The organism is Kocuria sp. NPDC057446 (genome assembly GCF_042802875.1).
In the GTDB taxonomy this organism is placed as follows: Bacteria; Actinomycetota; Actinomycetes; order Actinomycetales; family Micrococcaceae; genus Kocuria.
Window position 1 is genome coordinate 1 of sequence record NZ_JBHVDI010000128.1, and the last position, 11,607, is coordinate 11,607.

11 protein-coding genes are annotated in these 11,607 nt (G+C 73.5%); 6 read left to right on the forward strand and 5 right to left on the reverse strand.

The window, feature by feature from the left end:
* The coding region (locus ACFU0Y_RS13935; RefSeq protein WP_380215128.1) for a hypothetical protein at positions 1–1,578 on the forward strand (1,578 nt) is incomplete at its 5' end.
* Positions 1,579–1,588: 10 nt separating this feature from the next.
* Here the strand turns inward: ACFU0Y_RS13935 and ACFU0Y_RS13940 are convergent.
* Together ACFU0Y_RS13940 and ACFU0Y_RS13945 are read right to left on the reverse strand one after the other, a co-directional pair.
* Positions 1,589–2,158: a dihydrofolate reductase family protein gene (locus tag ACFU0Y_RS13940; RefSeq protein WP_380215129.1), complete on the reverse strand. Its 570-nt coding sequence runs from the start codon at positions 2,156–2,158 to the stop codon at positions 1,589–1,591.
* Positions 2,155–3,087, reverse strand: coding sequence for a helix-turn-helix domain-containing protein (locus tag ACFU0Y_RS13945; RefSeq protein ID WP_380215130.1), 933 nt, complete (start codon positions 3,085–3,087; stop codon positions 2,155–2,157). Before ACFU0Y_RS13945 ends, ACFU0Y_RS13940 begins: the two co-directional genes overlap by 4 nt.
* 254 nt (positions 3,088–3,341) lie before the next feature.
* Between ACFU0Y_RS13945 and ACFU0Y_RS13950 the strand changes: the two genes are divergently transcribed.
* From ACFU0Y_RS13950 to ACFU0Y_RS13960, 3 genes are all read left to right on the forward strand, one after another.
* A complete protein-coding gene (locus tag ACFU0Y_RS13950) occupies positions 3,342–4,274 on the forward strand; it encodes a CPBP family intramembrane glutamic endopeptidase (protein ID WP_380215131.1) in 933 nt (310 codons plus the stop codon).
* The gene (locus ACFU0Y_RS13955; protein ID WP_380215132.1) at positions 4,271–5,176 is read left to right on the forward strand and encodes a CPBP family intramembrane glutamic endopeptidase; all 906 of its coding nucleotides are present in this window, start codon (positions 4,271–4,273) and stop codon (positions 5,174–5,176) included. The genes ACFU0Y_RS13950 and ACFU0Y_RS13955 overlap by 4 nt, the downstream gene beginning before the upstream one ends.
* A 117-nt stretch (positions 5,177–5,293) precedes the next feature.
* Positions 5,294–5,842, forward strand: coding sequence for a hypothetical protein (locus ACFU0Y_RS13960; RefSeq protein ID WP_380215133.1), 549 nt, complete (start codon positions 5,294–5,296; stop codon positions 5,840–5,842).
* Here the strand turns inward: ACFU0Y_RS13960 and ACFU0Y_RS13965 are convergent.
* Together ACFU0Y_RS13965 and ACFU0Y_RS13970 are read right to left on the reverse strand one after the other, a co-directional pair.
* The gene (locus tag ACFU0Y_RS13965) at positions 5,837–7,054 is read right to left on the reverse strand and encodes an MFS transporter (RefSeq protein ID WP_380215134.1); all 1,218 of its coding nucleotides are present in this window, start codon (positions 7,052–7,054) and stop codon (positions 5,837–5,839) included. The genes ACFU0Y_RS13960 and ACFU0Y_RS13965 overlap by 6 nt on opposite strands.
* Before the next feature lie 80 nt (positions 7,055–7,134).
* On the reverse strand, positions 7,135–7,806 hold the full coding sequence (locus tag ACFU0Y_RS13970; RefSeq protein WP_380215135.1) for a DNA alkylation repair protein: 672 nt from the start codon (positions 7,804–7,806) through the stop codon (positions 7,135–7,137).
* A gap of 295 nt (positions 7,807–8,101) precedes the next feature.
* Between ACFU0Y_RS13970 and ACFU0Y_RS13975 the strand changes: the two genes are divergently transcribed.
* On the forward strand, positions 8,102–8,944 hold the full coding sequence (locus ACFU0Y_RS13975) for a hypothetical protein (RefSeq protein ID WP_380215136.1): 843 nt from the start codon (positions 8,102–8,104) through the stop codon (positions 8,942–8,944).
* 51 nt (positions 8,945–8,995) lie between these two features.
* Here ACFU0Y_RS13975 and ACFU0Y_RS13980 read toward each other — a convergent pair whose 3' ends face one another.
* Positions 8,996–10,192: a hypothetical protein gene (locus tag ACFU0Y_RS13980; RefSeq protein WP_380215137.1), complete on the reverse strand. Its 1,197-nt coding sequence runs from the start codon at positions 10,190–10,192 to the stop codon at positions 8,996–8,998.
* Positions 10,193–10,667: 475 nt separating this feature from the next.
* On the opposite strand from ACFU0Y_RS13980, the gene ACFU0Y_RS13985 reads away from it, so the two are divergent.
* Positions 10,668–11,387, forward strand: coding sequence for a hypothetical protein (locus ACFU0Y_RS13985; RefSeq protein WP_380215138.1), 720 nt, complete (start codon positions 10,668–10,670; stop codon positions 11,385–11,387).
* Positions 11,388–11,607: the final 220 nt, after the last annotated feature.

Below are 11,607 nucleotides of genomic sequence, written 5' to 3' on the forward strand. Positions count from 1 at the left end.
CACCTCGACGACGTCGAGCGCCACCGCCGCGTGCTCGAGATCCTGGACTCGCTCGAGGCGGTCCGGGCGCAGCTAGCCGATCTGCGCTCCCGCCCCGGCACGGAGATCGACGAGGACGTGCTGGACGAGCTGGAGCGGGCCGAGCGGGCGGCGGAGACGGCCGAGGCGGAGCTGGCGGCCGGCAGCGCCCGGGTGGAGCTGACCGCGCTGGGCCGCGCGCGCCCGATCACCCGCGGCGGCAGCACCGAGGAGATCGACCCGGTGGAGCCGTGGTCCGTCCCCGTGACGGACGAGGTCGAGGTCGAGATCCCCGGCGAGTGGCGGCTGCGGGTCTCCCCGGAGCAGGGCATCGCGGCCAGGCGGGACGCCGCCCGGACGGCAAGCGCGCGGTTCACCGCGATGCTGGCGCGGCACGGGGTCTCATCGGTCGCCGCGGCCCGCGCCGAGTGGCGCGCCGCGCAGGAGCTGGCGCAGCAGGTGCGCGAGGCCGTGGCCCAGCGGGACCGGCTGCTCGCCGGCGAGGACGAGAGCCGCCTGCGCGACGACCGGGACCGCCTCGCCGCCGCGATCGAGCAGTACGGGGAGCGGCGCGACGACGACGCTCCCCTGCCGGAGTCTGCCGGCGCCGCCCAGGAGACGGCCGATGCGGCCGAGACCGCCCTCACCGACGCCGAGGACGCCGCGCTCCACGCCGAGGCCGCCGCCCAGGCCGCCCGGTCCGCCCTGGAGTCCGCGCAGACGACGCTGCACTCCCTGCAGGGCGCCGCGCTCGAGCAGGAGCGCGCCCTCACCGGCTCCCGGGCACGGCTCGAGGACGCCCGCCGCGAGGTCCCGGACGAGGACCTGGACCGCGCCGTCACCGCGGCGGCCGCGGCGCTGGAGGCGGTCCAGGAGGAGATCGACGGGCACGAGGCGGCCCTCGCCGGCCTCGACGCGGACCGGGTGCTCGCGGACCAGCAGCACGTCGCGGACGAGATCGAGGGGCTCGAGTCCCTGCTGGCCGAGCGGCGGGGGCGTCACCAGTCCCTGGCGGGCCGGCTCGAGGGCATGGGCCGGGACCGGGTGCAGCTGGCCCACGACCAGGCCGAGACCCGGTTGGAGGCCGCCCGGCGCCACCTCGCCGGGATCGAGCGGCGGGCCGAGGCCGCCCTGCTCCTGGAGCGGACGCTGCTGGAGCACCGCGAGCGCGCCCACGCCCAGTACGTCCAGCCGTTCCGCACCGAGGTGGAGCACCTCGGCAAGTCGGTCTACGGCCCGGACTTCGAGGTGCAGGTGAGCGGTTCCCTGGAGGTGGAGCAGCGCAAGCTCGACGGCGACTGGCTGCCCTTCGCCGCCCTCTCCACGGGCGCCAAGGAGCAGCTGGTGATCCTCATCCGGCTCGCCACCGCCCTGCTCGTGGACCCGGAGGACGGGGTGCCGGTGCTGCTCGACGACGCCCTGGGCCACTCCGACCCCCAGCGGCTCCGCCGGCTGGCCTCGGCCATCACCACCGCCGGGGAGCGGACCCAGGTGATCGTGCTGACCTCGAACCCCGAGCGCTTCGTGAACCTGCGGGAGGCGCACCGGATCGACATGTGAGCATCCGGGTTCAGGAGGCCGGCCCACCGCCCGAGGGCGCCATCGGGCCCACCACGCGGTAGGTCGCGCAGACGAACGCGCGGTTGCGGGCCACGTCCGTCAGCTCCAGGTCGAACCTGCGAGGGAACAGGGGGCGGCCCGCCCCGAGCGTGACCGGCGCGATGGAGACCATGAGCTGGTTCAGCAGCCCGGCCTCGGCGAACTGCGCGGCCAGGTCGCCGCCGCCGACCACCCAGATGTCCTTCCCGCCGGCGGCGTCCGCGAGAGCGGCGTGGATCGGTGCCACCTCTCCCTGGGCGAAGCGGAGGTCGGCCCCGGGGATGCCCGGCAGCTCGGCGTGGGTGACCACCCAGGTGGGCATGTCGTAGGGCCAGTCCTCGCCGGAGGCCTGCAGGTGCGCGCGGACCCACTCGTAGGTGGTGCGTCCCATCACGACCGCCCCGACCCCGGCGATGAACTCGTCGTAGCGGAACGGGCCCTCGGGATCGGAGTCCTGCCGGAACAGCCACTCCAGGGAGTCCTGCTCGTCGGCGAGGTAGCCGTCCAGGGTGGTGGCGGTGTAGAAGACGGTGCGGGTCATCGGAGGCCTCCAGTGCGTCGTTGCAACCATTCGATCGGGTCCCCGGCATCGGGGACGACTCCGGCCAGGCGCAGCATCAGCCGGGCCAGCTGGCGCCGGTGCGCGGAGAACGTGAGCACGTGGGCGATCACGCTGCTGACGACGAAGCTCTCGGGCGGGTCGCACAGCGCGTCGATGATCCGGTCGCCCCACGCAGCTCTGCGGTCGATGTCCCGGACCACGGCCAGCCACCGGGGGACGATCTCCCGGTGGCGATCCGCCAGTGCCACGGGATCGTCGTCCTCGGTGTCCGGGACGTCGTGCCCCTCGATGGCCGCCAGCCAGATCTCCTTGGTCGCGACGAGGTGGCGCAGCACCTGGGCGAGCGACTCGTCGGGGCCGTCCCAGCTCAAGGGCGCGCTGCCGGGCACGTGCACCCTGCGGTACTCCTCCTCGGACACCCCTTGTGCCAGCGCCAGCAGGTCTCCGACGTCCTCGACGTCGTGGTGCAGCATCAGCTCCGTCACGTCGGCCGCCGCCGGCCGGGTCGCTGCGGCTTCGTGGGTGTCGACCCACAGCGAGGTCGGAGGGTGGAAGTGGATGCCGTTGGGAGCCGGCAGCCAGTGGCTCGTGCCCCGCTCGGCGGCGGTGCTGGGGGGATGGCCGAACGCCCTGGTGAAGGCGCGGGCGAAACCGTCGACGGACTCGTACCCCGCAGCCCACGCCGCCTCGGTCACCGATCGGCCCGCCCCCAGCTCCCACGCCGCCCGCTCCAGCAGGACCCGCCGCCGCATCGTCACCGGCGGCTCCCCGGTGCCGCGGGTCAACCGGCGGCTGAAGTGGTAGGGCGAGGACCAGGCACCACCGGCCATGTCCTCGAGCGTGCGGTTGTTCTCATCGAGCACCGCGTCGAGCAGCTCACGAAGTCGATCACGTTCCTGATCCGGCATGTCCCCAGTCTGACCGGACGGAGCCCGACAGCACCCGACCGTCCTTGCTCACTGCGGCGCAGCGCCTCGGTCCGGACAGCAGGAAGGGCCGCGCTGCGGCTGTTCGTCGTCCGTCATCGGCGGCCGATGACACACATGCGCTGCTGGGCCGTCCGCCCTTGCTCCGGCCTCCTCAGGCGCGCACTGTGAGAGGCACGCACCAGGGCGCACCACGACGGATCAGGTCCTGGAGCCAGGCCGGAGGAGATCAGCCCATGGCCCATCATTCCGATGCACCCCGCCGGTCGCCCGGCGCCGCGCGGGATCCCGAGGCGCAGGCCGGCGCCCTGCGCCGGTGGACCGGACGGCACGGGCTGCTGGCCTACACCGTGCTCGCCTGCGGCATCAGCTGGAGCCTGCTGATCAGCGGGTTCCTCGGAGCCCGGGCCGGCACCCTGGATCCCGACGGCGCCCTGGTGTGGGTGCTGATCCAGGTCGCCGCCGGCGGCCCCCTGATCGCGGCCGTGGTGGTGCTCGCCCTGACCCGGGGCCGGCGGGGCCTGGGGGAGCTGGCCCGCAGCATCGTCCGCTGGCGGGTCCACCCCGTGTGGTACGCGTTCGTCCTTCTCGCCGTCCCGCTGCTCGGGCTCGCCGCGACCTGGGTCTTCCACCCCGCGGCCATGGCTGCGTCCCTGGCGCAGAACTGGTCCCTGCTCTACACCCAGCTGCCGCTGGGCGTGCTGAGCATCGCTCTCTTCACCGGACTGGCCGAAGAGCCCGGGTGGCGCGGCTACGCCCAGCCCACGGCCAACCAGCGCCACCGGCCCTTGACGGCCGCGCTGATCGTGTCGGTGATCTGGGCGCTCTGGCACCTGCCGAACGCCCTGTTCGGTCAGGGCGCGGTCGAGACGCTCGCCCACCTGCTGGCCACGGTGGTCAACGGGTTCGTGCTGGCCTGGGTCTACAACGCCACCGCCGGCAGCGTGCTGCTCGTGATGCTGCTCCACGGCGCCCAGAACGCCACCGGAGGACTGGTCCTTCTGCTGTTCGAGGGATCCGCTGACGGGCCGACGCGCACCGGGTACTACCTGATCTCGGCGCTGGTCTTCGGCGCGCTGATGGTCGTCGTCACCGTGCGCACCCGGGGGCGGCTGGGTCTGCCGTCCCCGGGTGCGCACGGCACGCACCGGTCGGGAGGAACACCATGACCACGTCCGCCCCGGACCCCCGGGACACCGGCCACCGCTCCCGGAGCGGTTCCCCGACCCGGGGCCGGCCCCTGACGGTCTTCCTCGTCCTGGCCCTGGGCCTGGGCTGGGCGGCGCTGACGGTCCCCGCGCTCACGGGGCTGCCGGGGGAGCCGTTCCTGCTGTTCCTGACCTTCGTGGGACTGCTGGGCTCAGCGCTGCTGGTCACCCGCCTGGCGGACGGTCCGGGCGGGATCCGCCGGCTGCTGGGGCGGGCCTTCGCCTGGCGCTTCGGCGCTGGACGCTGGGCCGTGGTCCTGCTGGGCATGCCGGTGCTCACCCTGGCCCTGGCCGCGGCCACCGGCACCCTGCGCAGTCCTCCGGCCGGCTGGGCGGCCGAGGCGGGGTGGTACCTGTTCGGCACCCTGATCTACGGGGCGCTGGTGCTCAACCTGTGGGAGGAGACCGCCTGGGGCGGGTTCCTCCAGTCCCGGCTCACCGCCCGGCACGGGCTGCCGGCCGCCGCGCTGCTCACCGGCCTGCCCTTCGCCGCGATCCACCTGCCGCTGTACCTGGCCGAGGGCTGGAGCGCGGAGACCGCCAGGTACATCGGGCTGCTCTTCCTGCTGGCGCCCGTCTACCGGTACCTGCTGGGCATGCACCTGCTGGACACGGGCGGCAGCGTGCTGGCCATCGGCATCCAGCACGCCTCCTGGAACGCCGCCGGGAGCCTCGGAGCGGTCGAGGGCGAGTGGCAGGTGCTGGTGGCGGTCGTCCTGCTCACGCTGCTGGTGGCGCTGGAGCGCCGCGTCCGGGGCCGGGGCACGCGGCCCCTCGGCCGGGACGCCGAGCGCCGCGCGGCCGCGGCGTGGACGGCACCGCGCGGCCGCGGCCCGGGAACCGCGGTCGACGGCCCGGGGTGACCGACCAGGGCCTCCGCCCTCGGCACCGGCGGAGAACCACGTCCACCGCCTCGTCCGACATACGACCTGCGTGAGGTGGCCCACATAGAATCGTGGCCACCGAGGCAAGGGGCTGGCATGAGCATCGAGGACGAACGGCGCATCCGCGCTGCCGCCCGGGCACCGCACGAGCCGGAGCCGCGCCGCCGCACCCTGGACAACCGCGGTGCGAGCGAGGCCGCCCTGGCGCGAGCCCTGGACGAGGTGCGGAAGGTCGGGGTCGAGGCGAGCGAGCTGCTGCGCCGCGAGGGCCTGAAGCCGGCCAAGCTCGTGCACGTCCCGCACGGCGCCCGGTCCTATCCCCTGATCGGGCACGCGTTCTCCCGGGTGGCGTGCGGGCACGGGTGGCACGTCGTGCGCGGCGTGGTCGTCGGCACCGACGGCCGGCTGTGGGGGCGCGCGGCGACCCACGATCCCACCCCGCAGCAGGACCTGGGCGCGTGGCGGCTGGACGTCGAGCCTCCCGGCGACGGACTTCAGCTGCCTCCGCCCGTGCAGTTCGACGGGACCGCCCTGCACACCCTGCGGAGGATCTCCGAGCACGAGTGCCTGAAGGTCGACCTCATCGACCGCCTGATGGACGGCTACGCCCGGCTGCTCATCCTGCACCACCGCCGGAGCTCATGAACGGCGCGAGCGGTTCCGGAGCAGGCCGAGCAGCACCACCACGGCCAGCAGCAGCACCATGCCGGCGTAGCCGACGGCCGTGGGCACCAGCCCGATCCGGCCCGCCACCGCACCCGCCGCCACGGCGGGGATGCTGTGGGAGAGATAGCTGACCACGTAGATCGCCGAGAGCAGCCCCGCCCGTTCGCGCGGCGCCGCCTGCGGCAGGAGCGTGCGCAGCACCCCGAGGAAACCGGCGCCGAAGCCGACGCCGGCCACCACCGTCGCGGCGAAGTACAGTCCGACGGATCCGACGACGAGCGCCGCGATCGTGGCCGCCATGCCGGCCACGAGCAGGACCATGCCCAGGGCGAGCACCCGCCCGGGGGCGCGCGAGCCGACGACGAGGATCGCGATGCCGCCGGTGCCCGTCAGCGCCGCGACCACGAGACCGGTGAGGACCACGGAGTCCGCCCCGGTCAGCGAGCGCACCAGGTTGGGCCCCAGGGAGATGATGAGCCCGCCCAGGGCCCAGCACGCGGCCGCGGCGGGCAGCACCCACACCGCCGAGCGCCGCACCTGCGGTGGGAAGGACACGCGTGGGCGCAGCGAGGCCAGCGCCCCGGGAGCACGCTCCGCGGTCTCGGGGCCGAGCGCCGTGCCTCCGAGCTGCAGCACGAGCAGTCCCAGCAGCACGAGGAAGATGAGGTCGATCATCCCCGGGGCGGCGGCGACGATGAGGCTCGAGGCCACCGCGCCGCCAGCCAGGCCCAGGACCGGTCCCGCCCCGGTGATCACGGTCCCCAGTCCCCGGCGGCCCTCCGGTTCGAGCTCGATGACGTAGGCGCCCAGCGCCCCGGTGGCGGTGCCGGTCGCCACGCCCTGGACGAGACGGGCCACCACCAGGGTCGTCTCGCTGTCGGCGAGCACGAACACGGCCATCGCGGCGATCTCCAGGGCCAGGGCGACCAGCAGCACCGGGCGGCGCCCCAGGTGGTCCGACAGCGCCCCCACCGTGAGCAGCGCGGCGAGCAGCGCCACCACGTACGCGGCGAAGATGACGGTCAGCACGACCGGCGGGAAGCCCCACCGGTCCTGGTACAGCGGATACAGCGGACTGGGCGCGCTGGAGGCGGCCATGACCACCACCAGCACGGACGCCTGCATCCAGAACGCCGCGCGGGCGGGCAGCACGGGACGACGGCGGGGCGCGGCGCCGGAGCGGTGGAACATGCAGGGCCTTTCACGGCGGGACTGAAGCGCGCGGCACGACCGCGCTGCCCTCACGCTAGCCCCACCCGGGACCGGTGCCGCTATGACGCGTTCTGCCGGCGCACCATCTCGGCGATCCAGACGGGGGCGTACGGGGACGTGCAGTTGGGCGGCGTCGGATAGTCCTTGAGCACCTCCAGGCGCTCCCCGATCTCCAGAGCCCGGGGCCGGTGCCCGGGGTGCTCGATCCCGATCTGCGCCAGGCAGGTGTTCATCGCCCACTGCAGGCGCTCGGGGGCGTCCCCCATCTCCGCCTCGACGACGTCGAGCAGACCGGCGAGGTCGAGCCCCTCGGGGTTCTTCACCACGCGGTCCGCGGTCAGCGCCCAGCCCGCGCTCGCGACGACGGGATCCGGATCGGCCAGCCAGGCCACGCGCAGGTCCTCGGCGTGCGGGCTCTTCTTGACCACGTAGTTCACGAACCAGTCGTGCACCTTCGGCGTGCGCGTCTCGCGCACCATGGCGTCCAGCTCGTCCCGTGCGAACGCCTTCGGCCGGCAGATCAGCAGCGCGAGCAGTCGCGCCGCGGTGTCCCCGGTGCCCCAGAGCTCGAGCGCGAGGTCCTGCTGCGTCTTCAGCCGCTTCGCGACCGCCCGAAGCTGGGTGAGGTTCACCCCGTGGTCGTCGCCGTGCCGCTCGTTCACCGCGCGAATCCTGGGATCCTCGAGCGCGGCCAGCTCGGCCAGCACGTCCTCCACCGTCGTCCCGGCCATTCCGGCCTCCTGTTCCTCGCGTGTGGGAGCCAGCCTAGAAGGCGGGTCGGACCCGCGGCGGGAGGCGTCGTCGTCGGCCGACCCGGTGCGCACGATCCGCCCGCCGGCCCTCCGGACGTCCCGGTCCCGGGCGGCACACCCCTCCCACCAGGCGCGATATCCGCCGCGGCCGGTGCACACGCCCCTAGGCTGTCCCGGGTGGCCGGGACGCCCTCCCCCAGTGCTCCGCCGCTCCGTGCCCGCGGGCGACCCCCGCGATGGCTCCGCCCCATCACCGACGATGAAAGCGACCACGATGACCTCCCCCCGCTCAGCCCTCGCCACCACCCCGGTCCGCCGCGTGCGCACGCCGCTGCTCCGGGCCGGCGCCGGCCTCCTCGCCGTCGCGGCGCTCGCCCTCACGGCCACCCCGGCCCACGCCGTGAGCACCAGCTCCACCGGCTGGCACCCCGTCAGCGGCACCGACCGGACGTTCCGCGCCGACAACGGCATCGCGCTGACCTACCACTACTACGCCGACGGCGTGGACTGGGACCGCCCGGCCGGGGCGGTCTTCTACTTCGACGGGGACGGCACCGCCCGCGCCGAGCAGCCGGAGGGGCGCTTCGCCACCCGCCTGGCCGAGGTCGCCGCCGAGACCAACCGGGCCTTCGTGTTCGTCGAGGCCCCCAACGGCACCCGCAGCTGGCGCGCCGGGGACACCGCGGCCACCGCCGCGGCGGTGCGCCAGTTCGCCACCACCAACATCACCCCCACCACCGACGCCGGGGTGCTGATGGCCGGCTACTCCGGCGGCGCGGAATTCCTCTCCCGGAGCCTGCTGCGCGAGGGCATGGACTGGCTGCCCGCCGGCTCCGGGGCGGCCCTCATCGGCGGCGGCGGCACCTACGGCCAGCCCATCGCCGAGGCCACCCCGGCCACGGACGACCTGGACCTCACCTGGGTCGTGGGCGACCGGGACGGCGCCTACGCCTCCGACTCCGGGTCCTGGTCGGCCCTGGACGCCGCCGCCCAGGCGGAGACCGAGTACCGGGAGGCCGGCTACGACCAGGCGCAGCGGATCACCACCGCCGGGGCGCACACCGACTACGACATTCCCGGCATCGTCGCGGAGCGGCTGGCCGAGCTCGGGCGGTAGCCGCACCGGCCGGGACAACCGGGGCCGGCACTCGGATCCGGAGCGGATGCGTCATCCCCCGCCCGGCGGGCGCTCCTGGCCGGCGGTTCTGTCCAGGTACTTCGTGATGCAGTGGACCGCGCCGAGGTTCTCGGCGAACGGGTGGAAGTCCCCGAGCATCGTGACCTCGAAGCCGAGGGACTGCCAGACCTCCCGGTTCGCCTCGTCCGTCCTGGCCAGGTCGCTCCATGCGCCGTGCCCGTAGGTGGGCAGCCACACGCGCTTCGTCCCGTCGCTCCCGATCTGTGTCAGGGCGTTGTTGCCGGTCGCGAAGTACCAGGTGCGCAGTCTGTCCGCCGGGTCGTCCACGTGGGTGAGCGGCAGAGGATTCCGGTGGACGTCGAAGCCCAGGGCGTCCAGATGAAGTGCGATGTTGTCGAACACGTCCGGCATGGCCCCGGGCCAGAGCGGCACGTCCAGGATCTGCGCCGCCATGCGGGGGTCGCCCACGAGCATCCGGTATCGGCCGTCGGTGCCCCTGCCCGCCAGGGTGATGAACATGTCGATGTGGAAGAGCGGCTGGACCGTTCCGGCCTTGTTGCCGAAGTGGACGATCTCGTGCCACTCCGTCCCGTCGACCGTGATCGGCCGGACCGCCTGAGCCGGGACGGGAACGGTGCTCCCCACGTAGTGCAGCGCCCGGGACGTGTCCAGGTACTCCGAGTACAGGCGTCGAACGGTGGCCGGAGGGCTCTCCCCCGGAGCCGGGATGATCGCCTGATACACGTAGCCCAGCGAGTTGGCGGGGTAGTCGGCGCCGATGAGGAAGAAGTCGTCGCCGATGAGCAGGTTCCCTCCCTGGAAGTAGAGGGGAGCCTGGGTGTGAGTCATGTCGGTGTGGTTGCTCACGATGTCCGCGATGAGGGCGTCCGCGTAGCGGGGGAAGGAGAACGGCTCGACGAAGGCAGGGGTTCCCGCACCGTCGTCCTGCACGACGGCATAGCCGTCCTCGGCCCACACCGAGAAGTGCAGATGATCCGCGACGGTGATGACGTGGACGCCCCCCGGACGGTCGGCGTCGAACCAGCCGCGCACGTCGGACACGACGGAGTCGTGCGTGATCACCTCGAGGTCGACCTCCGGGCCGAGCTTGGCCAGCAGGTCCCGGTAGGCAGCTGCCAGCGGGTTCGGGCGGCCGTCGACGTCCCCGACGGCATAGGAGGGGACGGCAAACAGCATCCTGCCGATCTCCCCGTGGGTGCTCGACACCAGCCGCGGATTCCGAGGAACCCGTCTGGCGGCCTCTGCTGCCGCGGCCTCCGCCATCACGGTGCGCGCGAGGTAGAGCTGTCGTTGCCCGTCTTCGGGCACGTCCCCTTCGGTGCGCGGACGCAGTGCCGCCACTTTCGGGTAGTGCCTTTCCATCTTCTGCTCCGGCATACCGATCTCCCCACGGAAGCGTGCGCGAACGATGTTCCCTGAAGCATGATCCGAACCCGAGGGGATGGGAAGATCGAAATGCAAGATGAAGAGCCGGCTCGTACCGTTGGAGCCAGACGATGAGTCCGGCGCTCACCACGCGGAGCCGCGGGGGACACCGGTCCCCTCGGTCAGGCGTTCCGCCCTTTGGGGGACGTGCGCGCGTTCGCCGACTCCCGTGATCAGCTTCCCCGCGCATCAGCCCCGCAACACGGCGCCTCCGGCCCGGCGGAGCCCTACTCTGGAAGCGGGAGAGGTGAGGGGAATGAGAACGCAGCGGACCGTCGGTGCTCTGTTCGGAGCGCTCCTGCTCGTCGCAGGCGTTCTGCTGCTGCTCCAGGCCCTGGGGGCCGCGGTGGCCGTCGGGCTGTTCTGGGGCGTGCTGTTCCTCGCGGCCGCCGCCGTCTTCTGGTACCTGTTCGCCACCGGCCGGCAGAACTGGTGGGCGGCGCTGCCCGGCGGTGCGCTGCTGGGCCTGGGCCTGACCGTGCTCACGGGCGAGGCCGGGCTGCCCGGCGCCGCCGTGTGGGGCGGATCGCTGTTCCTGGGCTCGATGGGCGCCGGCTTCGCGGCGGTGTACCTGCGCGAGCACGAGCGCTGGTGGGCGATCATCCCCGCCGGGGTGCTGACCACCCTCGCGCTGACGTCCGCGTGGGACGCCGCGATGGCCGGGGAGCGCGCGTCCGGGGCCCTGTTCTTCGCCGGCCTCGCACTCACCTTCGTCCTCGTGGCGGTCCTGCCCGGCGGACCGGGACGACGACGGTGGGCGTGGATCCCCGCCGCGGCGCTGGCGGTGCTCGCCGTGCTGATCGCCCTGGAGGCCACGGCGCTGCTGAGCGTGCTCGACTACCTGTGGCCACTGGCCCTCATCGCCGGCGGCGGGTTCATGCTGTGGCGGGCACTGGGGCGGCGCCACACCGCGGAGCCGCTCGAGGGGAGCGGCGAGCGCCCGCCGTCCTCGAGCGAGGAGCCCGGCTCCCGCTGACGGGCCCCGAGGTGGAGATCGAAGCGGGTCCGATTCGGGGGCTGACGGCCCTGTCATATCCCCGCCTGAGGTTTACGGGTGCTTCGTAGCGCGAAAAATGCACTCAGGGCGGCATTGGCGTGTTAACACCTGGTCTCATAACTCGGTCGCCTGGCGCAGTCGGCGGAGGTTGATGATCGAAACAGCGAGCAGCAGCAGTGGCAGCAGCGTGGCTGTGGTG